23 protein-coding genes are annotated in these 21,228 nt (G+C 42.9%); 13 read left to right on the top strand and 10 right to left on the bottom strand.

Features of this window, described 5'->3' with window-relative positions:
* Positions 1-70 precede the first annotated feature (70 nt).
* A complete protein-coding gene (locus LH29_RS05605) occupies positions 71-1,180 on the top strand; it encodes an acyltransferase family protein (protein ID WP_045026593.1) in 1,110 nt (369 codons plus the stop codon).
* Positions 1,181-1,183: 3 nt separating this feature from the next.
* Here the strand turns inward: LH29_RS05605 and LH29_RS05600 are convergent, their stop codons facing one another.
* Positions 1,184-2,530 (bottom strand): hypothetical protein, encoded by a 1,347-nt coding sequence (locus LH29_RS05600; protein WP_045026592.1) that lies wholly within the window; start codon positions 2,528-2,530, stop codon positions 1,184-1,186.
* A gap of 169 nt (positions 2,531-2,699) precedes the next feature.
* Here LH29_RS05600 and panB point away from each other — a divergent pair, with 169 nt between their 5' ends.
* The gene (gene panB / locus LH29_RS05595; protein ID WP_045026591.1) at positions 2,700-3,515 is read left to right on the top strand and encodes a 3-methyl-2-oxobutanoate hydroxymethyltransferase; all 816 of its coding nucleotides are present in this window, start codon (positions 2,700-2,702) and stop codon (positions 3,513-3,515) included.
* Between the two features lie 174 nt (positions 3,516-3,689).
* A complete protein-coding gene (locus LH29_RS05590) occupies positions 3,690-4,397 on the top strand; it encodes an RluA family pseudouridine synthase (RefSeq protein WP_045026588.1) in 708 nt (235 codons plus the stop codon).
* A 204-nt stretch (positions 4,398-4,601) separates the two neighbouring features.
* On the opposite strand, the gene LH29_RS05585 is transcribed toward LH29_RS05590, so the two are convergent.
* Both LH29_RS05585 and LH29_RS24920 read right to left on the bottom strand, forming a co-directional pair.
* Positions 4,602-5,084, bottom strand: coding sequence for a cytidine deaminase (locus tag LH29_RS05585; protein ID WP_045026585.1), 483 nt, complete (start codon positions 5,082-5,084; stop codon positions 4,602-4,604).
* Positions 5,085-5,118: 34 nt separating this feature from the next.
* On the bottom strand, positions 5,119-5,349 hold the full coding sequence (locus LH29_RS24920) for a hypothetical protein (protein ID WP_045026583.1): 231 nt from the start codon (positions 5,347-5,349) through the stop codon (positions 5,119-5,121).
* 120 nt (positions 5,350-5,469) lie between these two features.
* Between LH29_RS24920 and LH29_RS05575 the strand changes: the two genes are divergently transcribed.
* The 3 genes from LH29_RS05575 (at position 5,470) to LH29_RS05565 (ending at position 8,850) form a co-directional block, all read left to right on the top strand.
* Positions 5,470-7,038, top strand: a complete 1,569-nt coding sequence (locus tag LH29_RS05575; RefSeq protein ID WP_045026581.1) for a carboxylesterase/lipase family protein — start codon at positions 5,470-5,472, stop codon at positions 7,036-7,038.
* 251 nt (positions 7,039-7,289) lie between these two features.
* The gene (locus tag LH29_RS05570) at positions 7,290-8,225 is read left to right on the top strand and encodes a glucosaminidase domain-containing protein (protein WP_045026578.1); all 936 of its coding nucleotides are present in this window, start codon (positions 7,290-7,292) and stop codon (positions 8,223-8,225) included.
* 235 nt (positions 8,226-8,460) lie between these two features.
* On the top strand, positions 8,461-8,850 hold the full coding sequence (locus tag LH29_RS05565; protein ID WP_045026576.1) for a hypothetical protein: 390 nt from the start codon (positions 8,461-8,463) through the stop codon (positions 8,848-8,850).
* Positions 8,851-8,897: 47 nt separating this feature from the next.
* Here the strand turns inward: LH29_RS05565 and LH29_RS05560 are convergent, their stop codons facing one another.
* Together LH29_RS05560 and LH29_RS05555 are read right to left on the bottom strand one after the other, a co-directional pair.
* Positions 8,898-9,257, bottom strand: coding sequence for a hypothetical protein (locus LH29_RS05560; protein WP_045026573.1), 360 nt, complete (start codon positions 9,255-9,257; stop codon positions 8,898-8,900).
* A complete protein-coding gene (locus LH29_RS05555; protein ID WP_045026570.1) occupies positions 9,250-9,831 on the bottom strand; it encodes an RNA polymerase sigma factor in 582 nt (193 codons plus the stop codon). The genes LH29_RS05560 and LH29_RS05555 overlap by 8 nt, the downstream gene beginning before the upstream one ends.
* A 250-nt stretch (positions 9,832-10,081) precedes the next feature.
* On the opposite strand from LH29_RS05555, the gene tyrS reads away from it, so the two are divergent.
* The 3 genes from tyrS to LH29_RS05540 all read left to right on the top strand — a co-directional run bounded on the left by tyrS (position 10,082) and on the right by LH29_RS05540 (position 13,856).
* The gene (gene tyrS, locus LH29_RS05550) at positions 10,082-11,374 is read left to right on the top strand and encodes a tyrosine--tRNA ligase (protein WP_045026568.1); all 1,293 of its coding nucleotides are present in this window, start codon (positions 10,082-10,084) and stop codon (positions 11,372-11,374) included.
* A 69-nt stretch (positions 11,375-11,443) separates the two neighbouring features.
* Positions 11,444-12,394: a GumC domain-containing protein gene (locus LH29_RS05545; RefSeq protein ID WP_045026565.1), complete on the top strand. Its 951-nt coding sequence runs from the start codon at positions 11,444-11,446 to the stop codon at positions 12,392-12,394.
* A 1-nt stretch (position 12,395) separates the two neighbouring features.
* A complete protein-coding gene (locus tag LH29_RS05540; protein WP_045026563.1) occupies positions 12,396-13,856 on the top strand; it encodes an O-antigen ligase family protein in 1,461 nt (486 codons plus the stop codon).
* On the opposite strand, the gene LH29_RS05535 is transcribed toward LH29_RS05540, so the two are convergent.
* The gene (locus tag LH29_RS05535; protein WP_045026560.1) at positions 13,853-14,248 is read right to left on the bottom strand and encodes a hypothetical protein; all 396 of its coding nucleotides are present in this window, start codon (positions 14,246-14,248) and stop codon (positions 13,853-13,855) included. The genes LH29_RS05540 and LH29_RS05535 overlap by 4 nt on opposite strands.
* Before the next feature lie 66 nt (positions 14,249-14,314).
* Between LH29_RS05535 and LH29_RS05530 the strand changes: the two genes are divergently transcribed.
* Positions 14,315-14,515, top strand: a complete 201-nt coding sequence (locus tag LH29_RS05530) for a DUF5522 domain-containing protein (protein WP_045026558.1) — start codon at positions 14,315-14,317, stop codon at positions 14,513-14,515.
* Positions 14,516-14,517: 2 nt separating this feature from the next.
* On the top strand, positions 14,518-15,492 hold the full coding sequence (gene fmt / locus LH29_RS05525) for a methionyl-tRNA formyltransferase (protein ID WP_045026555.1): 975 nt from the start codon (positions 14,518-14,520) through the stop codon (positions 15,490-15,492).
* A gap of 75 nt (positions 15,493-15,567) precedes the next feature.
* On the opposite strand, the gene LH29_RS05520 is transcribed toward fmt, so the two are convergent.
* From LH29_RS05520 to LH29_RS05510, 3 genes are all read right to left on the bottom strand, one after another.
* The gene (locus LH29_RS05520) at positions 15,568-15,927 is read right to left on the bottom strand and encodes a DUF6249 domain-containing protein (protein ID WP_045026552.1); all 360 of its coding nucleotides are present in this window, start codon (positions 15,925-15,927) and stop codon (positions 15,568-15,570) included.
* Between the two features lie 79 nt (positions 15,928-16,006).
* Positions 16,007-17,098, bottom strand: coding sequence for a DUF3667 domain-containing protein (locus LH29_RS05515; protein WP_045026548.1), 1,092 nt, complete (start codon positions 17,096-17,098; stop codon positions 16,007-16,009).
* Positions 17,082-17,606 (bottom strand): CvpA family protein, encoded by a 525-nt coding sequence (locus LH29_RS05510; RefSeq protein ID WP_045026545.1) that lies wholly within the window; start codon positions 17,604-17,606, stop codon positions 17,082-17,084. The genes LH29_RS05515 and LH29_RS05510 overlap by 17 nt, the downstream gene beginning before the upstream one ends.
* Positions 17,607-17,843: 237 nt before the next feature.
* On the opposite strand from LH29_RS05510, the gene LH29_RS05500 reads away from it, so the two are divergent.
* Positions 17,844-19,364 carry a GH3 auxin-responsive promoter family protein gene (locus LH29_RS05500; protein WP_045026540.1) on the top strand — a complete coding sequence of 507 codons (1,521 nt, stop codon included), beginning with the start codon at positions 17,844-17,846 and terminating at the stop codon, positions 19,362-19,364.
* Positions 19,365-19,404: 40 nt separating this feature from the next.
* Positions 19,405-20,022 (top strand): deoxynucleoside kinase, encoded by a 618-nt coding sequence (locus LH29_RS05495; RefSeq protein WP_045026537.1) that lies wholly within the window; start codon positions 19,405-19,407, stop codon positions 20,020-20,022.
* A 133-nt stretch (positions 20,023-20,155) separates the two neighbouring features.
* Here the strand turns inward: LH29_RS05495 and LH29_RS05490 are convergent, their stop codons facing one another.
* Complete coding sequence (locus tag LH29_RS05490; protein WP_045028772.1) at positions 20,156-21,151, bottom strand: adenosine kinase; 996 nt, start codon at positions 21,149-21,151, stop codon at positions 20,156-20,158.
* Positions 21,152-21,228 lie beyond the last annotated feature (77 nt).

Genomic DNA, 21,228 nt, shown 5'->3' with positions numbered 1-21,228 from the left:
ACTAAAAAATGGTTTAGCTGTCTGCTTCAAGAATGTTTACTATTTTTAAGACAACTAAACTAAATCCATTATGGCAACTAAATCTTTAAGAACTGAACCACAAAAAAGACTTCAATCACTAGACGTACTTCGCGGATTTGATATGTTTTGGATAACCGGAGGCGGTGTTTTGGCAACAGCTATTTCGAAAATTACCGGTGCCGACTGGCTTGGCGAACAAATGCACCATGTTAAGTGGGCCGGTTTTCATTTCGAAGACCTGATCTTCCCGCTTTTTATGTTTATCGCCGGAGTAGCGATACCATTTTCGATAAAAGCAAAAATTGAAAAAAACGTACCTAAAAAACGACTGGCATTAAAAGCCCTAAAACGGATGGTTATTTTAATCATCCTCGGAATTCTTTACAATGGTGTTTTCCAAAACGGATTCGCCAACGGCCGCATTGCCAGTGTGCTGGGGCAAATTGGTATCGGGTACTTTTTCGCTTCGCTTATTGTTATTTATTTCCATTCGTTTAAAAGCCGGATCTACTGGCTGGCGGGTATTCTTGCAGGTTTCGGAATTATTCAGTTGCTTATTCCGGTGCCGGGAGTTGGAGCAGGAGTGCTTACTCCCGAAGGTTGTATAAACGGCTACATCGACCAATTGTTTTTACCGGGACGATTATATGGCGGGACCTTCGATCCGGAAGGAATAATGTGCAGCCTATCAGCAACAGGAATTACACTGATGGGCACCATTGCCGGTAACATCCTGCGAAACCGTAAAACCACCGACTGGCAAAAAATTGGCTACATGGCTGCCACCGGAGTTGGGTTGATCGCTCTGGCACTTGCCTTTTCGACCTTCTACCCCATTATCAAAAGCTGCTGGACTTCAACATTCAATATGCTTGCCGGTGGAATTAGTTTTCTGCTGATGGCTTTGTTTTTCCTTATTATCGACCATTGGAAAATACGTGGTTGGGCATTCTATTTCAGGGTAATTGGAATGAACTCCATTTTCGTTTACCTTTTTGTGCGCATCATTGATATGCAATTTGTTACCGAATTCTTTTTTGGATGGATCACAAAACCAATGGGCGAAGCAGGCCAATTCCTGATGTTACTGTTTGGACTTGCACTGATTTGGGGCCTACTTTATTATATGTACAAAAAGAAGATTTTCCTGCGGGTTTAAGTTCTAATATTTACTGCGGTAAATCGACAATGAAAATTCCGGTCCCGGTACAACAAACTGTTCGCCATCGGCTATACGCCAGGCAAAGTTCAGATTTACCCTCGACTTGCTGTTCAGTTGGGTGAAGTAGGCTACATAAGGAATAAAATTATTACTTAACGTACCCACTTCATCAAAATTGTTCAGCTGAATACCGGGCACATAGCGCATTCCAAAATCGAACTGTGTTTTCAGGTTGGGGTAATAACTCCAGCCCAGGTTAATATCTGCGGTTGCCCAGTCGCGGCTCACATTCGAGTTAACCAGGTACTCATCAATATACTCCATATCTGTTTTGGTGTAGCGGTTATACACCAGCCCGGCCGAGAGATTACGGTTCCATTTTACGTTCACATATTTGGCATTGTCGTACTGAATATAGCCACCAAACAGAAAATCGGGCTCCTGGTTGTAATACTTAAAATGCGGGCCAATCTCGAAGCGGTTTCCCTGGTAACGCGGGTCAAATTCGCTGAAATGCCATTCGGCAGCCATCGATTCAGGAGAAGCCAGCACAAAAGTACTGCGGATAAAATCGACCACTTCCTCCATTTCTTTTTCAGGAACGTGTCCTCCTTTAAAATCGCGGTTGTGTTTTATATTGGCAATAACCTGTGCAAACTGTGCAATTTCGTAATCCGAGAACAAACGCCCCGGGTAATATTTTTCGAGCAGATAGTGTGCGGTCATTAAATGGTTCATCGGGCTCAAACGTCCCGATCCCCAACCTCCTTTTGCATTTAAACCATAGCGCAGGCGGTCTTTGGTATCACTTACGTCAACCGGCGTAGTTACACCCAGCGAGTCGGTGCTGGTTCCGTCCAGGTTTTGTTTATACACTTCGTAACGCCCCCAGGCGCTTACGTCAATTACGGTATAACTTTTTGTATCGTAATAAAAACGGTAACTGTAATCGATATTCGCCGAAGTTCTTACGCCATAAAAATCCTGATCGGCAATAATGTATTCCACTTTCGAGCTGTCGATCCAATCGCCATAACCGCCATACGGACCAACTTCGAATCGCATATTCAAACGTTCCTGTTTGTAATCCAATAAATTCCAATAGGTATTTTCAATTCTGAATTTGCCATTCAGCAAAGTACGATCTTCATCAAAACGGCTTTCGTCGCTTAACAATTCTTCCGTCTCTTTACTCACGCCCAAAATCAATCCCCAATTCAGTTCTTGTTTTTTAAACGAAACCACCTCGTTATTGATCTCCTGCTGCTGCGCCCCGGCAATAAACACGGTAAATACAAAAATAAGGAGCAAACAAATTTGAAGGAATACGCTATTTAGTTTTCTCATTTTCCGACTTTGAAATTAGCCACAAAGAAAATAAACCTTCTGAAAACTACGCGCATAAACCGGTTAATAAAAGTTAAGCACCAACCATCGGCGAGCGAAAAAATGGCTGCTTTTGGGTTAAAATGAAAGGATTGGTTAATTTTGCCTTCTAATTTGAATACAAACAGACATGTCAGTACATAGCGAAGTTCGAAAAGTTACCACGCACCGTTTATCAGAAATGAAACTGCGCGGTGAAAAAATATCGATGTTAACAGCCTACGATTACAGTATGGCGCAGTTGGTTGATGAAGCCGGTATAGATGTTATTCTGGTTGGCGATTCGGCCTCGAACGTAATGGCGGGCCATGAGACCACGCTGCCTATTACACTTAACGAAATGATCTTTCTGGGGTCGTCGGTAGTGCGTGCCGTAAACCGTGCGCTTGTGGTGGTCGACCTTCCTTTCGGAACCTACCAGGGCAATTCGCGCGAAGCATTAAATTCAGCCATTCGTATTATGAAAGAAACAGCTGCCGACGCGGTAAAACTGGAAGGTGGCGAAGAAGTAATAGAATCAGTAAAACGTATCCTTTCGGCCGGAATTCCGGTGATGGGGCACCTGGGTTTAATGCCGCAGTCGATTCACAAATTTGGAACCTATACCGTTCGTGCCAAGCAGGAAGCAGAAGCAGAGAAACTGATCAACGATGCAAAACTTTTGGAAGAAGCCGGTTGTTTTGCAATTGTGCTGGAGAAAATTCCTGCATCACTTGGCGAACAGGTTGCCAATGAGCTAAAGATTCCGGTAATTGGAATTGGTGCCGGTGGCGGTGTTGACGGTCAGGTGTTGGTAATTCACGATATGCTGGGAATTACGCAACAGTTCTCGCCACGTTTTTTACGTAGATACCACAACCTGGCAGCCGAAATTAAAGGCGCCGTAGGAAATTATATAAACGATGTAAAATCGCAGGATTTCCCTAGCGATAAGGAACAGTATTAGGATTCAAGTTGAACGCAGTGAAATCCCGACCGTAGCGTCGGGAGCAAAAGGTAAAAGGCAAAAAGTCAGAAAAGTTACATCCCCCATAGTCCCCCTTCGAAGGGGGAAGGGACGAAGAACCGGGGGATGACGAAACTGAGATTAATTTTGAATAGGAAAAGCTAGGCGCTAACGATGGAAGTAATATACGAAGACAACCATATTATTGCAATAAACAAGGCATGCGGCGATGTTGTGCAGGGCGATAAAACCGGCGACGAAACCGTTTTGGACAAGGTGAAACATTACCTGAAAGTGAAATACAACAAACCGGGCAATGTTTACCTTGGCCTTCCGCACCGCCTCGACCGCCCAACAAGCGGTATTCTTATCCTGGCAAAAACCAGCAAAGTACTGCCAAGGTTAAACAAACTTTTCCAAACCAAAGACGGCATGCGAAAAGTGTACTGGGCAGTGGTTGATAAACGTCCGCCAAAATACACCGAAACGCTAGAACACTACCTGCGCAAAGACGAAGAGAAAAACCGAAGTTACGCCTATACCGAGCCAAAACCGGGATCAAAATTTGCCAGCCTCACCTATCGTCACGTAGCCAGTATCGACCGCTATCATTTGCTGGAGGTGGAAATTCACACCGGGCGTCATCATCAGATTAGGGTTCAGCTGCGCCAGCTAAAAATGCACATTAAAGGCGATTTAAAATACGGTGCACCACGGTCGAACAAAAACAAAGGCATTCACTTGCATGCACGCAAAGTAGAATTGATGCACCCCGTGCGCAAAGAACCGCTTACTATTGTTGCCGACCCGCCAAAAGATCCGGTGTGGGACGAGTTTATGAAACTTTTTAAAGCCGGGAAATTTAGTCCTGTGGAAGTTTGAATTGAAGGACAGAGGGATTGAAGGATTGAGTGAATTAATGCTTTAATGCGTAAATGCGGCAATGCTTTAATGATTCAATCTTGTTTTCAGCTTTGTTTAACTTTGCGGTTAAAGCGCTTCAATACAGAAATGCGTCAATACCCTACCATGATTTCTGCTATAACATAAAACTCGCCACTCGTAGCTAGCAGCTCGTAGCTTCTTTTACTCCAAATCGCCAGGTTTAAATGCAAAGGGCAGCAGATTGTCGGCACCTTCAAATACCTGAATATATTTACGGCCATCCATAATTATACGAATGGGCTCATTGTAGCGCACCTCAGTTTCAACCATTACCTGGCGGCACGAACCACAAGGTTGCGCCGGAAGTTCCAGAAATCCGTGCGAGTTTTGTGCCGTTACGGCAATGGCCTTTACAGCCTGATCGGGGTAAGTAGAGTTAGCATAAAACAAGGCCACCCGCTCGGCACACAGGCCATCGGTAAAGTCGGCATTCTCCTGGTTGCTGCCGGTAATTACTTCGCCGTTCTCGAGCAAAAGTGCGGCTCCCACACAAAATTTCGAATAAGGTGCGTAAGCATTTTTACTGGCTTCGCGGGCTGCCTGCAACAATTTCTGATCGCTCTCAGGTAATTCCTCTACCGCATCGTATTCGCAAACCTTTATTGTGAGTTCCTTCTTTCGCATAAACGGGTATTTTTCTCAAATGTACAATTTTATATTAAATGGAAGTATGTTCTTCACTATGGTCGCTTTTTATACTTACAGAAAGCATACGTGAGAGCAGGACACTACCTGATACAAAAAGATTTCCTGGTATGGGCAGCCTTTTGTTGTTCTGCTTTTTCTCAATTAAAATCCACATGGCAATGAAAACCGCGTTTCCCGATCCCCCCCACAATAATCCATTTGGTTTAACCAAGTTTAAATCAGCGATTAAACCATTTTTCATTTCGGAGTCAAAGCATATTATAATACCAGATCAGAACATACCACTATCTGGTTAACAAACAATAAAATGAGATTTCAGCAGTGTATTGAATAAGATTTAAACCTAAGTAAATTTAAAAGTATGAAACGAATAGTTAAGGTTATATTCCTTTTTGCCCTAACAGCCGGATTTTGCTTAACGGCTTGTACGCCAAATCCAGACATCAATCAGCAACCGGTTATAAAAACCACCGCTGGTGATATTTCGGGCAGTATTAACGACAGTGTATACGCTTTTAAGGGAATTCCCTACGCCAAAGCCGAACGGTTTATGCCTCCGCAGGATCCGGATTCCTGGGAAGGAGTTCGCGAATGCACCGAGTTTGGGCCGGTAGCCCGACAAGTGGTACCCTGGTATCCCGATTCGGTTCAAAACGAAAAAGAACTGTTTAGTGCAAATGTTTGGACACAGGGAATACTGGATGGCAAAAAGCGCCCGGTGATGCTTTGGTTGCATGGTGGCGGATTCCACACCGGCGCCAGCAACGATCCGATGACCTATGGTGAAGCAATGGCGAAAAAAGGTGATGTAGTATTTGTATCCATTAATCACCGTTTAAACATTCTTGGTTTTCTCGACCTCTCGGCATGTGGCGATAAGTATGCAAAATCGGCCAATGTGGGTGTGCTCGACATTGTAAAAGCCCTGGAATGGATTCATAAAAATATTGAGCAGTTTGGTGGAAACCCTGCTGATGTAACCATTCTTGGCGAATCAGGAGGCGGTGGAAAAGTGGGTACCATAATGTGTATGCCGGCGGTAAAAGGTTTGTTTCACAAGGCCATTATTCAGAGTGGAACATTGATAAATACTATGACCAAAGAGAAATCGCAAGCCCTGGGATTAGCCGTACTTGAAAACCTGGGACTTACACCGGATGAGGTTGACAAACTGAATACGATTCCTTACAAAGACCTGGTTAAAGCAGGAAACGATGCCATTGCCAAAACATCGGGTCCGAGAATACCGGGCTCGCCAACCATGTTTGGATTTGCTCCATCAGCCGATGGCGATGTTTTACTTCAGCAACCTTTCAGTCCGGGATTTGCAGACATTTCAAAAGATATTCCGTTGATGATAGGTACCACATTAAATGAGCTGATGCGTACCGCTTATGGCGAAAAAGAACTGACTTTGGAAGAGGCTAAAGAACGCCTGGCAAAAGAATATGGCGACAAAACCGATGAATACATTTCGCTGTTTGCAGAGGCTTATCCCGATTTCACTCCGCAGGATCTGCTTTCTGTTGACAAGACTTTCAGGCCATTTACCATTCGAACTGCCGACGCTCGGGCACAGGAAACAGATGCCCCGCTGTACGTTTACTTTTTGGCATGGAAAAGCGCTGTTGACAATGCTTCGAAAGGTTCATTTCATGGCCTCGACATTCCATTGGCATTCAATACGGTTGACCTGAGAGCTGACTGGACCGGCAATACGGAAGAAGCCTGGGAATTGGCTGACAAAATGAGCTCGGCATGGATAAACTTTGTAAAAACAGGCAATCCTAATGTTGAGGGTGTGTTGCCAACATGGGAGCAATACACTCCGGAAAACGGTGCTACCATGTATTTTGATAACGAATGTAGAATTGTAAATAATCACGACAGAGCGTTGATGAATTTTATTCGGGTCTCGGTTCTCCATTGAAGTTATTACACCTTGATGGAGAACCGGCTCCGAAATCCCAACTTTTATGAAAACGTCTTCGGGCAATTAGTAATTCTGCCAATACAGCCATTTACTGACATAATATTGTGGTTCTCTCCCCAATTTCTTTTCATCAATAGCCAATAAACCCATCTTACTCACGTTTCATTGTTTATAAAATGCTCTGCATTTGGTAGGCAAATGCCCCAGGGTATTTTATTTTTGGCATCAGCAAACGTTGTAACAGAAACATGAGACACATAATTTCCTTTATCCTTTTTATTTTACTGGCCGCAAGCGCAATTTCGCAAAACATAACACGCGAAGAGTACATCAGGCAGTGGCAACTACTGGCTATTGAAGAGATGAACCGCAGTGGAATTCCGGCAAGTATTACCATGGCACAGGGCTGTCTGGAGTCGGGCAACGGCAACAGCGAACTGTCGCGAAAATCAAATAACCACTTTGGCATAAAATGTAAAAGTAGCTGGAAAGGTAAAAAAGTGTATTACGACGACGACCGCCGTAACGAGTGTTTCAGAAGTTACCGCTCGGTGGAAGATTCGTACATCGACCACACCAATTTCCTGATGGAAAATCCGCGTTACGCCTCCTTGTTTCTGCTCGACCCTACCGATTACAAAGCCTGGGCAAAAGGATTAAAAAAAGCGGGTTATGCTACGGCTCACGATTACGACAAACGTCTGATTCGAATAATTGAAGAGAACAAACTTCACCGGCTCGACAAGAAAATGACTTTTCGCCCCATGGGTGAACAAACGGCACACAATGTGCTTGATACCGATAAAACCGGAGCACTTACGATCAGGCCATTCAACACGCACAAGGTTACCAAAATTAACCGTGTAAAAGCTGTGGTGTCACAAAAAGGCGACACCTACGAAATCCTGGCACAGGAGCTTGGTTTAAAAGACTGGGAGTTGTATAAATATAACGATCAGCCACCCGGACACCGCCCAATTCCTAACGAGGTGGTTTATATTCAGTACAAAAAGAATAAATCAGGAAAAGACCATCTTACACACCGTGCACAGCAAGGCGAAACCATGCATTACATCTCGCAACTGTATGGTATAAAACTGAAACCGCTTTACCGCCGCAACGATATGAAAAAAGGTGAGCAGCCCCGGTTGGGCCAGGTGATTTACCTGCGGAATAAGAAGTGAGAAGGAATGAGGGACTGAAAGACCAATGGATTGATTGATGAATGGGTAATTGTGTTAATGCGGAAATGCGTTAATGATTAAATGCGTTAATAAATCATCACAGATTTTTCTATTGATCTCCAACTTGTGGCATGCAACTCTATTTCCACAACCATTTCAACCTGCTTCTCGTAAACAGCGATAGATAACCAAAAATCGCTGCTTCAGCGTTCTTTAACCGAAAGGAGGAACCACTATGAGAACATTGAAATTTTACAAAACAGTTTTTCTTATTGCTGCCGCCTACGATCTTATTCTGGGCGTTTCTTTTTTTCTGCTGTATCCAAATGTGTACGCCATGTTTAACATTCCGCTGCCCGAAACAGAAGCTTACCTGCAACTGAATGCCGCTTTTGTTTTTGCACAGGGAATACTGTACTGGTTTGTTTACCGCAACATTAAACGAAATGTCGACATTGTAAAAGTAGCGGTAGCCTACAAATTGGCCTATGCCTGGGTAGCTTTATACAACTGGGGAATTGGCGAATTGCCGCATGTTGTTTTTGCCGTATTTGGACTGATCGATATTGCTTTTATCGCACTTTTTCTTCTTTTCCTTACCGATTACAGGAAGGTAACCGAGTAAAAAGCGCTTATTTTCCTAAGCACCTTCTTAATTTGAAAATCGAGGTATTATTCTGTTGATGCCTTGTACATGAAATACCTTAACAGTACGCGGTCGGCAAACAAAACAAACACCAGCAAAAGGTTTATGCCAACCACCAGCGAAGCATTTTTTGTAAAGAACGCCATCCAGCCCGAAACGGTAACATCGTACCAAACAAAGGCCAGTACTGCAGCAACCAACATAATTCCGAGTATAACGGCCAGGTAAATAGCAAATTCCCTGAGGTATTGTTTCCAGGCAAAACGCCGCTCCACCTGTTTAACAAGGGCATCGGTAAAATTCTCCGACAGCTTGAATTCAGGCTCCGAAGTGAATGCCTCTTTCAGCAGTTTGTCTGTGTCAAAATTCCGATCTTCGTTATACATAGTCAACAAATATATTAGTTTGTTCCAAACGGGCAACTTTTTCAATCTTGCCTTTTAATAATTTTCGTGCCCGGCTCAGGTAACTTTTTATAGTTCCTTCGGGCATTCCTGTAATCTCTTCTATCTCTTTGTACGAGAACTCCTCCAGATGAAATAACGTAATCACCGTTCGGTAGTTCACCGGCAACGACTCAATCAGTTGCATGAGATATTTTTTAGCTTCTTCCTTTTCAATACTTTTCTGGTTCAGCCCCGGGTCTTTTTCAGCAAGAATAAGGTTGGGTTCTTCGCTGTAGGACAGTTCACCTCTTCGTTTCAGTTTTCGGTAATGCGTTATTGCCGTATTGTAAGCAATGGTTGAAATCCATGTCGACAGTTTCGAATCGCCCCGAAAACGTTTCAGTGTTTTGAACACTTTTATAAAAACCTCCTGGCAAATGTCCTCCAACTCATCTTCCTGCTGAATAATGCGTCCAACCACATGCGTTACAAGCCGTTGGTACTTCGATACCAAAAACCTGAACGCATGGTTGTTTCCGTTTAAAACCTGTTGAACCAGTTGCGCATCATTCATAATTATCTCATCAGACTAAACAAGGTAGGCAAATGTTACAATTATTTTTGAAAAGTTTGAAGAATGAAGTCGGAAGACCAAAGCCGGGAGTCGGAAGTGAAAGAAGATGGTGGTTTGCAAATCGTTAATTTCCTTCGCAGGATTTGATTTTGAACGGAAAGCCACCGAATAACACTCAGCATTTTATATATTTGCGCAGATTTTTAAGAAACGATTGATTCGATCACGATCATAAATAAATTTTACACTGATGAGTTTTGTACAAGAGCTGAAATGGAGAGGCATGTTGCACGATATAATGCCGGGAACTGAAGAACAACTGGAAAAAGAATTAACTGCGGCTTATGTGGGTATCGATCCAACTGCCGATTCGTTGCACATTGGCCACCTGGTAAGTGTTATGATGTTGAAACATCTTCAGATTGCAGGTCACCAGCCTATTGCATTGGTTGGTGGTGCTACCGGAATGATTGGCGATCCATCAGGAAAATCGCAGGAGCGTAACCTCTTGGACGAACCAACACTGCGCCACAACCAGGAATGTATTAAAGCTCAGCTGGCAAAATTCCTCGATTTTGAAAGCAAGGAAGACAACGTAGCGCTTTTGGTAAACAACTACGACTGGATGAAGGAGTTTTCGTTCCTTGATTTTATTCGCGACGTGGGTAAACGTATTACCGTAAACTACATGATGGCCAAAGATTCGGTAAAGAAACGTTTGGGTGAAGAGTCAAAATCAGGAATGTCGTTCACCGAGTTTACTTACCAGTTGGTACAGGGCTACGACTTTTACCATTTGTACAAAAACAACAACTGCCGACTGCAAATGGGAGGTTCAGACCAGTGGGGAAACATTACAACAGGTACGGAGTTGATACGCCGTATGGACGGAGGTGAAGCTTTTGCATTAACTTGTCCGTTGATTACCAAAGCCGACGGTACCAAATTCGGAAAAACAGAATCGGGCAACGTTTGGCTCGACCCGGAACGTACTTCGCCTTATGCATTCTTCCAGTTTTGGCTGAACACTTCGGATGACGATGCCGAACGTTACATAAAAATATTTACGCTGCTATCGAAAGAAGAGATCGACTCACTGGTTGCAGCGCACAAAGAAGCACCACATGCCCGTGCGTTGCAGAAAAAACTCGCTGAGGAAGTAACCATAATGGTTCACTCACGTGAAGAGTACGACATGGCTGTTGAAGCCTCGCAGATCTTGTTTGGAAAAGGTACTGCCGAACAGTTACGCAAACTAAACGAAAGTACTTTCCTTGCTGTGTTTGAAGGCGTTCCTCAATTCAATATCTCGAAAGACGAGTTGGCAGCCGGTATTAATGTAATCGATTTGCTGGCTGAAAAAACAGAGGTATTTCCATCGAAAGGAGAATTGCGCCGTACTATACAAGGTAACGGACTGAGCATTAACAAAGATAAGATCAACGATCCTGAGCTGATTGTAGACAACGACATTTTAATTGGCGGCAAATACATTCTGGCACAAAAAGGGAAGAAAAACTACTTCCTTATTATTGCTGAATAATCAGGTGTTTAGATACTAAAAACAGTTCGGGTGCGTTGAAATTACACGATCAAATTGAAACCACACCTTATGGATAACTTTTTTGACAACCAACGTATCCTGCAACTCATCTGGAAACGCAAATTTCATTTTGTACTAATTGGTGCAATTGCTGTTGTTTTATCGGCCATTTTTTCGGGCCCGGCGTTTATTACACCCAAATTTAAATCCACGGCGCGCCTCTACCCTACAAACATCTGGACGATGAGTGATGAGTCGGAGACCGAACAGATGCTTGAGATTCTGAATTCGAATGACATCAAGTTCAGAATGTTCGATTCGTTTGACCTCGCCAAGGTGTACGACATTAAAAAAGATGATCCGCAGTACATTACGTATATGCTTGGCGAATACAACACCAATGTGAGTACCGGTAAAACAGAATACGAAACCGCTGAAATAAGTGTGTTGGATGAAGACCCGCAACGTGCTTCAGATATGTGCGATTCAATCATTTCGTTTTTCAACCAAAAAGTGCAGGAATTGCATAAAACCAAAGAAAAGGAAATGGTTGACATAACCGGCAAACAGCTCGACAGGAAATATACTGAGTTGAAAGGTTACGAAAACCAACTGGATAGCATACGTGAGAAATATGGCATTATCAGTTATAACAACCAGGTGGATGAAATTACCCGTGGTTATATGAATGCACTTGCGGCAGGACGTGGATCGGCAGGCGATACAAAGAAAATTGAACAGCTTTATGACAATTTTTCGAAAGAAGGTTCGCGTGCTTACATGCTTGAAAACAAATACAATAAAACTATTCAGGTCATTGATTCACTCTCGATCGTTTACGACACCTACTTAACTGAATACGAAAAAGAAATTACTTACAGCCACGTGGTGGAATACCCATTCCCGGCTGATAAAAAAGCTTATCCTGTTCGCTGGCTGATCGTTGCTTTTACAACGCTGTCGGCAGTATTTTTTGCACTATTGGTTTTCCTGGTTCTCGACTACAGAAAAAAAGACTAAAGTGCCACAAAAAGCAGTCATACGAATTGCACTTTTTTATCTCATTTCCATTGGATTTATTTTTCTGAACCTTTGGTTTGTGGTAGAAAAACATATGCTGTATGCCAATGTGCTTCCGCTTGTTTTTGCTGTTCTTTTACTGGCCGTTTATTCGTTTGATAAAGTTATTTACCTCATCGCTTTTCTGGCGCCCTTATCCATTCCACTGCGTGAATATTTGCCCGGAATCGGTTTTGATATGTACATCCCCACCGAACCGCTGCTGTTTGGATTGCTGCTGCTTTTTATTCTGAAAGTTATACAGGAACGTCAATTCGATCGTAAAATATTACTTCACCCGGTATCACTGGCCGTTTATCTCAACCTGTTCTGGATTCTCATTACCAGTGTAACCAGCACCATGCCCATGGTCTCGTTTAAGTTTTTGCTGATGCGCATTTGGTTTGTAGTAGGTCTTTACCTGCTTACCGCCAAAATATTTAAAGACGGCAAAAACATGGAAAAATACGTGTGGCTTTACGTTATTCCACTGATGCTGGTAATTTTCTATTCTACATACCGGCATCTCGGTTATGGTTTGTGGGACAAACAAGCTGCGCATTTTGTGGTTTCGCCGTTTTACCGCGACCACACTTCGTATGGTGCTGCCACCGCCATTTACATCCCCTTTTTGGTTATGTTTATTCTGAGTAAAACCTATTCGAAAAACGTCCGCTTACTGGCAGCCGGAGCGCTTGCCGTTGTAACGCTGGGATTTTTGTTATCGTACAGTCGGGCAGCGTGGTTGAGTATAATAGTTGCTTTTGGCGTTTGGACCATCATAAAATTGCGAATACGCTTTAAGCCTCTTTTTATAACCGTGGTTTCTGTACTTGTTTTGTTCTTCACCTTTCAATCGCAAATTGTTATGAAACTGGAGCAAAACTCGGAAGAGTCGTCGGCAAATATAATGACACACATTTCCTCGATATCGAACATTAGCTCCGATGCATCGAACATGGAGCGTATTAACCGCTGGAGTTGTGCCGTGCGCATGTTTGCCGACAAACCTGTAGTTGGCTTCGGCCCGGGAACCTACATGTTTAAATATGCCAGATACCAGTTGAGCAAAGACCGCACAATAATCAGTACCAACTCTGCCGACGGTGGAAATGCACACAGCGAATACCTTGGCCCCATGGCCGAATCGGGAGTGCTTGGTTTGGCAACTTACCTGTTAATTATAATCCTGGTGATTTATACTGCGGTTAGCACTTACACGCGCTTAAGCGATTACAGGCTACGGTCGATAGTTTTAGCGGCGCTTATTGGGCTGGTTACTTATTACATCCACGGATTTCTGAATAACTTTTTGGATACCGACAAAATTTCGGTGCCGTTTTGGGGGTTCACTGCCATGATAGTTGCCATTGATATTCTTTCACGAAAGCAGGAAATGGATACTGAACAGAAACAAGATTAATTCAGGTAAGCACTCAGTTCTGCTATTTTCATTTGGCGGTCCATTGAAAAGGAAATGCTTTCGCGTTCCACCTTTTGCAGAATGAAATATGATTTTCTAAAAAAATCCAAACGTTTATCATCCGAGGCGGCCAGCTCGCCCTGTTCTTTTAGCACAAAAGCCACCATTTCCAACTGTTCGTTTACCAGGTTTTTATCTTTCTCCAATAAATCGATTAAAGCCTCAACCGAAAGTTTCTCCACATCTTCATCAATTTTCAGGTACTCATAAAAAAACTGAATTTGCTTTTCAGCCTCTTCATCTTCGCCTTTTCTGCGGTGACGCAAAATTTTCTGGATGACTTCAAACAACATCATCAGCTGCCGCATTAAATAATCTTTCTCAACTCCCATGATAAAAACTGTGATTCGTGTTCTGAAAGATAAGTCAATTTGGCTACTTTTGAAAAAAATTTGAGAATGGGATATTTCGATGACCTTTTTCCTGACCGATACGAGGAAGAATTAAAGGAGGGGAAAGATTTTTACATGGAAAATGGCTACCGGGTGATGACCGAATCTTATCTTACCAACCGCGGCTACTGTTGTGCCAACGGATGCCGCCATTGCCCGTACTGGCCAAAAGCGCAAAAAGGAAATACCAATCTCAGAAAAAAATAGTTATGCAAGGAAAAGACCTGAGAATCGTTTTTATGGGAACGCCCGATTTTGCCGTGGCCAGTTTGCAGGCCCTGGTTGAAGGCGGTTACACTATTGTTGGTGTAATTACAGCGCCCGACAAACCGGCAGGACGCGGAAAAAAACTCCACGAATCGGCAGTAAAACAATATGCTGTTGAACAAGGACTAAATGTTCTGCAACCCGAAAAACTTAAAAACCCGGAGTTTCTGGATGAACTAAGAGCTTTGGAAGCCGACTTACAGGTGGTGGTTGCCTTCAGAATGTTACCCGAAGTGGTTTGGGACATGCCGCGTTTGGGAACTTTTAATTTGCACGGATCGTTGTTGCCACAATACCGTGGTGCTGCCCCGCTAAACTGGGCGGTTATAAACGGCGAAACAAAAACCGGGGTAACCACATTTTTGCTGGCTCATGAAATTGATACCGGTAAAATACTTTTCCGCAAAGAAATTGACATTTGGGAAAACGACACCGTTGGAACGATTCACGATGCACTGATGGGCATTGGTGCCAAACTGGTTGTTGAAACCGTTGATGCGCTGGCTGCGGGAGATTACAAAGCCATTCCACAGGAGGAGCTGGTTGAGGACGGTGAAGAAATAAAACATGCCCCGAAAATTTTTAAGGAAGATTGCAAAATAGATTGGACGGCAGATGCAGATGCGGTTCGTAACCTTATTCGCGGACTATCGCCTTACCCGGCTGCCTGGAGTAACTTAAAACACAAAGAAACGGGGCAAGAAACTGCCACCAAAATATTTATGGCCATGCGTGTTGAAGACAATAAAAACACGCCTCCGGGAACATTGGAAAGCGATGGCAAACACTTTTTAAAAGTGGCCTGCGCCAATGGCTGGCTGCAAATTACCGATCTGCAAATTGCAGGTAAAAAAAGAATGAAAGTTCAGGATTTTCTTCGGGGATTTCAGCAAATAGGAGATTATACATTTCTGTAAAATATACACCCGGCAAACTTTTGGATCAACCAAAGTTGCCGGGTGTATATTTTTACTGTTTTTTGTTTGTCGTTGTTATTTCTTAACGGCTTTTCCGTTCATAATAAAGAAGTAGATCAGAAATCCGAGCGAAATACAAACCATCAAAATTCCCAGTGGTAAAACGGCATCACGGCCTCTAACCATGTCACGGTTAAATAATCCCATCACTTCAATGATTATAAATCCCAAACCGGTCATTAAGGCAACCAAGCCCCATTTCAACGAAGGATAACGGTTCGATTCATCATTTTCAACTTTTGGCTCTTCCAGAATACCAACTCTGTCGTACTGTTCGGCTTTAATCAGTTTTCGTTTTAATAAGTGAGTAGAAAATAGTTTGATAATGTGATATGCTCCAAAAAATACTACGCCTACTGCAATTAATTCTTCCATAATTATTGTTTTAAAATTTATTTTCTGACCGTTTGACTACACGGAAGAATGAAATGTTGCAACTTTTTTAAAATAATTTTCAGAGCACATTAATCGCATCCAGCGAGGCGAGCAGTATTACGGTGAAAAATACGATGTTATAGATAAACGAAAGTGCGAAGAATTTAAGCACGACCTTACCGAGTGACTGCCCGTAAAATTTCTTTAAAGCTATTATAATATAAATGGGAACCGACAAGAATAAAATACCTGACACAGTAGCAAAGTCTTTGTCAAATAACAGATACAGGCCAATTATGGCAGTCATTACCAAAAAAATAAACGAATGGATATGAATGGAAAAAACCAGGTGCCGCATGTAGTTATGGCGCCTACGAATATAAATAAGCTTTAAGATAAGCGCAAAAAGTGGTAGCAACAGGAAAAATGCGTACGAGATGTACTTGAGTATTTTGGCCATGGTAGCTTCGGGCGAGCGCAACATCCGAATGTTTTCCTGCAATTCGGCTCGCTTACCCGGGTCTTTTTCCTCTTCCAGTTCCTTTTCCATTTTGTCGGCATAGTTATTCAATGCCAGTCTTATATTTCGTGCACCGCCCCAACTTCCCAAATCCAACTCATTGGCTGATTTGGCCACATCGATACTATCCAGCTGAATATTTCCCTTACTCAGAACTTTATCCAATGCCTGCTTTTCTTCGGATGCTATCTTATCGTTTACCTGGTTTAGGATAGAGTCGGCTGCCGCTACTGAAACGGAGTCGAGCCCGATTTTTGCATCTTCTAAATCCGAGTCCAGTACGGTTGACAAACCACGATTAGTAACAATTTGTAACAACAAAAACAGTATAAAACTCACAAAAATAAAAATACGCAATGGAGGGGTATAGCGAACTCTGCGACCGGCAAAATATTCTTTGGTAAGAAAACCGGGGCGAGCAATTAAGCCAAATAATGTTTTAAAGAAACGGGTATCGAAAGCAAAAAAATCGCCGAGAAAATTGAAAAATATAAACCCAAAAGGTTTGTCGTACTCTTTAACTGCCTGGCCACAATTCGGACAGAAATGCCCCGAAAAATTTGTTCCACAGTTTAAACAATCAACATCAGTGTGCCAGGAGGATTTGTCTTTCCCCTTAAAACGCTCTGTAAGTTTAGACCACATCTTCATATTCGCGATTCTCTTTCATGTCAATTTCCCACCCTTCAATAAAGGGGAAGATCGATGGTGCAAACGATCGAATCGGTTCATACATCCGTGAATTTTCTTTGGTTTCGCGCGAAAGAATATGCACGTCTTCATCGATTTTGTCAAAAATAACCAATATTATGCTTAATATCAAGGCCGATTTTAAAACACCGAAAACCAGTCCGGCCAGTTTATTGGCAAATCCCAACAAAACGGTTTCGGCCATTTTACTTACCGCACTGCCAACAATGTGCACCAAAATTACAATAACTACAAAGGTGATTACAAACGAAATGATATTCATGTGTTTCGAATGCATGTTGAAATTCTCGATCAGAAATTCGGTGGTAACGTATGAAAATTTAATAGCTCCCCAAATTCCTAAAATGAGTGCTGCAATAGAGGCCACCTCTGAAATAAGGCCTTTACTAAAACCATTTATTGCCGACAGTAGCAACAAAATGCCTAAAATAATATCGATGTAGTTCATACTGTAATTTCTATGGATGTTAGGTTTCCCGAAACAATTTGCAGCGGTAAATATAAAAATTCGTGATCAGTTAAAAAACCGGCCAATCGGCCAGCGAACAGATTTTATGGTTAAACGAACTTTTTCCTCAATTTATTTTTCAGGACGCGCAATTATTGCCCTTTTCAAGATGACTTTTGATTGCATATTTGATACATTTATTCATAAATTTGGACTTCATAAAATTAAACGAAACAGATGCCTCTCATAAATTCAGTTATCAAGTGGGTGAATATAAAACGTGCCTACCAAATACAGTATTACCGCGAATATCCACATGAAATTCAAAGTGAAACCTTATTTGAGCTTTTGCAAAGCGCAAAAGATACGCAATGGGGCAAAGCACACAATTTTGATGATGTAACCTCGTACCGCGAATTCCAAAAAGCAATGCCTTTGCAGACCTACGAAGATGTAAAACCATACATCGACCGTTTGCGTCAGGGGGAAAAAAACCTGCTTTGGCCGGGCGAGGTAAAGTGGTTTGCCAAATCGAGCGGAACCACCAGCGACAAAAGCAAGTTTATTCCGGTTACCAACGAAGCACTGGAAGAATGCCATTTGCGCGGCCCAAAAGATATTTTTGCCCAGTATATTACCTCCAATCCCGAATCGAAAGTTTTAAAAGGAAAAATACTGACTTTGGGAGGCAGCCACCGTGTCAGCTCTTTTAACAACAATTCGTTTCATGGCGATTTGTCGGCAATTATGATTGAGAACGAACCCTTTTGGTCGGATCTGTTCCGGACACCGGCAGCAGAAATTGCCCTTATCGAAGAATTTGAAGAGAAAGTAGAAAAGATAATCGATACCACCCTCGACCAGAATGTTACTGCTTTTGCAGGTGTTCCGTCGTGGTACCTGGTATTGTTTAAACGCGTGCTGGAAAAAACCGGCAAATCGAACCTGCTGGAAGTGTGGCCCAACCTGGAAGTGTTTGCGCACGGAGGTGTAAATTTTGAGCCCTATCGCGAACAGTACCGGAAAATTATTCCGTCGCCGCAAATGCATTACGTGGAAACCTACAATGCTTCGGAAGGTTTTTTTGGCATCCAGGATAACGAGCACCAGGACGATATGCTATTAATGCTCGACTATGGTATTTACTACGAGTTTATTCCGATGTCGGAATTTGGCAGCGAAAATCCAACGGTTGTTAATCTTAAAGATGTGGAACTGGACCAAAATTATGCCATGGTAATTTCTACCAATGCCGGGTTGTGGCGTTATGTAATTGGCGACACCATAAAATTTACCTGCAAATACCCGTTCAAGATAAAAGTAACGGGCCGCACCAAACATTTTATTAATGCCTTTGGCGAAGAGCTAATCATCGACAATGCCGAGCAAGCACTGAAAATTGCCTGCCACCACACCGGGGCAATTGTAAACGAATACACTGCCGGACCGGTATTTATGAGCGACAACAGCAAAGGAGCTCACCAGTGGATTATTGAATTTGCCAAAGAACCAAAAGACATCGATCATTTTAAAACCATACTGGATAATTCGTTAAAAACGCTGAACTCGGATTACGAAGCCAAGCGCCATAAAAACATGACCCTTGAAATGCTGCATCTTACGGTGGCACCAAAAGGCACGTTTTACAACTGGATGAAACAACGTGGTAAAGTTGGCGGGCAGAATAAAATTCCTCGCCTGGCCAATAACCGAAAATATCTCGACGAACTTATGAACATTCTGGGGTCCGGCAGGTAATTTTTTTATACTTTAGAATTTCAAAAAAAAATTATTGAATATGCACATTGCGATAGCGGGTAACATTGGTGCCGGTAAGACAACACTGACCGGACTTTTGGCGAAACACTATAAATGGACCCCACATTACGAAGACGTAGACGAAAATCCGTATCTGAATGACTTTTACAACGACATGCAACGCTGGTCGTTTAACCTGCAGATATACTTCCTGAATTCGCGTTTTAAACAGATTATCGATATCCGCAAGTCGGGAAAAACGATTATACAAGACCGTACAATATACGAGGATGCCGAAATTTTTGCTCCCAACCTGCACGCCATGGGATTGATGAGCACCCGCGATTTTGGCAACTACAAATCGTTATTTGACTTGATGGCCAGCCTGATTCAGCCGCCTGATTTGCTGATTTATCTGCGCGCATCGATTCCAACGCTGGTAAACCAGATTCAGAAGCGGGGCCGTGAATACGAGAACTCGATTCGTTTGGATTATCTGAAACAGCTAAACGAGCGTTACGAAAACTGGATAAGTAGTTATAAAATGGGGAAATTGCTGGTGATTAATGTGGATGACCTTGATTTTACAGCCAATCCCGAAGACCTGAGTTTTGTTATCGACAGGATCGATGCACAAATCCACGGTTTATTTCAGTAGCTTAGATATAAAATAAAAACTGTCATTTCGAAGGAAGAATGGCTGAGAATTGAAAATCAGCGAAGCTAAATCTTTAGCAGATTTCTCTCCGTCAGCCGACTGATCGAAATGACAGTTTTTTTTTGCTTTAATTTTAACCAACAATCTTTGCAATTTCAGCTTTTACTTCCGGCCATTGTTCGTCGGCGAGGTTTGGCCCCATAACTTCAACTACTTTCCCTGAAACCAGTGCGGCAATTTTGCCACATTTCTCCAGGTCGTAACCATTGGTAAGGCCATAAAAGAAACCGGCCGCATAGGCATCTCCCGCCCCGGTGGTATCCAGTGCTTTTGCCGGAATAACTCCAACACGGGCAACCGCATCGCCCTGTTTAATCATCGACCCCTCTTTCCCCACTTTTACAACGGCAATTTTATCGCCTTTTGCAATTTCGTGAAGTGCAGCTTCCGGATCCAGTCCAGTGTATGATTTGGCTTCCTCTTCGTTGGCAAACACAATATCCACATAATCACGAATCAGTTCTTTCAGAAATTCGAGGTTGGCCTCCACTACGTTAAAGCTCGACAGGTCGACAGCGATTTTCACCCCGGCTTTTTTGGCAGCCACGGCACAGGCTTTTATCAGGTCGTGATTAAAAACCAGGTAGCCCTCGATGTAAACATATTCGTAGCCGGCAAACAGCTCTTCGGTCACCTCTTCAGGAAGCATTTCGGCAGCAGCGCCCAGGTAGGTTGCCATGGTTCTTTCCGAATCAGGACTAACCAGTCCCATCACTCTTCCTGTGGCATTTTCGCTGTGGAACAAATGTGTTTTTACACCTCGTTTTTCGAAGTCGTTACGAAAAAGATCACCCAGATCATCGCGGCCAATCTTTCCCATATATCCGGCCTTTCCGCCCAGGTTGGCTAAGGCACGAATGGAATTGGCAACCGATCCGCCGGTGGCCACCTCACTCTTTTCAGAGAAAGTAGCATCGTAAATTGTTTTCGACTGAGCGGCATCAACCAGCGTCATACTACCTCGTGGTAATCCAAACTGCTCAAGTAAAGCATCGCTCTCCAAAACCGAGATTACATCAACCAAAGCGTTGCCCATACCAAGTACAGCCGGAATATTTTGTTTTGTCATTTTTATCAAATTTTTTGTGCTGCAAATATCAGCATTTTTATCGAAGCGAAAAAAAACAATCACCCGATCAAAAATTC

Source organism: Draconibacterium sediminis (genome assembly GCF_000949475.1).
Lineage (GTDB): Bacteria > Bacteroidota > Bacteroidia > Bacteroidales > Prolixibacteraceae > Draconibacterium > Draconibacterium sediminis.
The sequence above is the reverse complement of the archived record's forward strand: the minus strand, read 5'-3'. Positions and strand labels throughout refer to the sequence as shown.

Excerpts from the sequence above, each read along its gene's own strand:
- LH29_RS05545 (WP_045026565.1), top strand. The coding sequence starts at position 11,444 with ATGGATAACTTTTTTGACAACCAACGTATCCTGCAACTCATCTGGAAA.
- LH29_RS05590 (WP_045026588.1), top strand. The coding sequence starts at position 3,690 with ATGGAAGTAATATACGAAGACAACCATATTATTGCAATAAACAAGGCA.
- LH29_RS05570 (WP_045026578.1), top strand. The coding sequence starts at position 7,290 with ATGAGACACATAATTTCCTTTATCCTTTTTATTTTACTGGCCGCAAGC.
- LH29_RS05510 (WP_045026545.1), bottom strand. The coding sequence starts at position 17,606 with ATGAACTACATCGATATTATTTTAGGCATTTTGTTGCTACTGTCGGCA.
- LH29_RS05560 (WP_045026573.1), bottom strand. The coding sequence starts at position 9,257 with ATGTATAACGAAGATCGGAATTTTGACACAGACAAACTGCTGAAAGAG.
- LH29_RS05495 (WP_045026537.1), top strand. The coding sequence starts at position 19,405 with ATGCACATTGCGATAGCGGGTAACATTGGTGCCGGTAAGACAACACTG.
- LH29_RS05555 (WP_045026570.1), bottom strand. The coding sequence starts at position 9,831 with ATGAATGATGCGCAACTGGTTCAACAGGTTTTAAACGGAAACAACCAT.
- LH29_RS05600 (WP_045026592.1), bottom strand. The coding sequence starts at position 2,530 with ATGAGAAAACTAAATAGCGTATTCCTTCAAATTTGTTTGCTCCTTATT.
- LH29_RS05500 (WP_045026540.1), top strand. The coding sequence starts at position 17,844 with ATGCCTCTCATAAATTCAGTTATCAAGTGGGTGAATATAAAACGTGCC.
- fmt (WP_045026555.1), top strand. The coding sequence starts at position 14,518 with ATGCAAGGAAAAGACCTGAGAATCGTTTTTATGGGAACGCCCGATTTT.
- tyrS (WP_045026568.1), top strand. The coding sequence starts at position 10,082 with ATGAGTTTTGTACAAGAGCTGAAATGGAGAGGCATGTTGCACGATATA.
- LH29_RS05535 (WP_045026560.1), bottom strand. The coding sequence starts at position 14,248 with ATGGGAGTTGAGAAAGATTATTTAATGCGGCAGCTGATGATGTTGTTT.
- LH29_RS05515 (WP_045026548.1), bottom strand. The coding sequence starts at position 17,098 with ATGAAGATGTGGTCTAAACTTACAGAGCGTTTTAAGGGGAAAGACAAA.
- LH29_RS05605 (WP_045026593.1), top strand. The coding sequence starts at position 71 with ATGGCAACTAAATCTTTAAGAACTGAACCACAAAAAAGACTTCAATCA.
- LH29_RS05585 (WP_045026585.1), bottom strand. The coding sequence starts at position 5,084 with ATGCGAAAGAAGGAACTCACAATAAAGGTTTGCGAATACGATGCGGTA.
- LH29_RS05520 (WP_045026552.1), bottom strand. The coding sequence starts at position 15,927 with ATGGAAGAATTAATTGCAGTAGGCGTAGTATTTTTTGGAGCATATCAC.
- LH29_RS05565 (WP_045026576.1), top strand. The coding sequence starts at position 8,461 with ATGAGAACATTGAAATTTTACAAAACAGTTTTTCTTATTGCTGCCGCC.
- panB (WP_045026591.1), top strand. The coding sequence starts at position 2,700 with ATGTCAGTACATAGCGAAGTTCGAAAAGTTACCACGCACCGTTTATCA.
- LH29_RS05575 (WP_045026581.1), top strand. The coding sequence starts at position 5,470 with ATGAAACGAATAGTTAAGGTTATATTCCTTTTTGCCCTAACAGCCGGA.
- LH29_RS05490 (WP_045028772.1), bottom strand. The coding sequence starts at position 21,151 with ATGACAAAACAAAATATTCCGGCTGTACTTGGTATGGGCAACGCTTTG.
- LH29_RS24920 (WP_045026583.1), bottom strand. The coding sequence starts at position 5,349 with ATGAAAAATGGTTTAATCGCTGATTTAAACTTGGTTAAACCAAATGGA.
- LH29_RS05530 (WP_045026558.1), top strand. The coding sequence starts at position 14,315 with ATGGGATATTTCGATGACCTTTTTCCTGACCGATACGAGGAAGAATTA.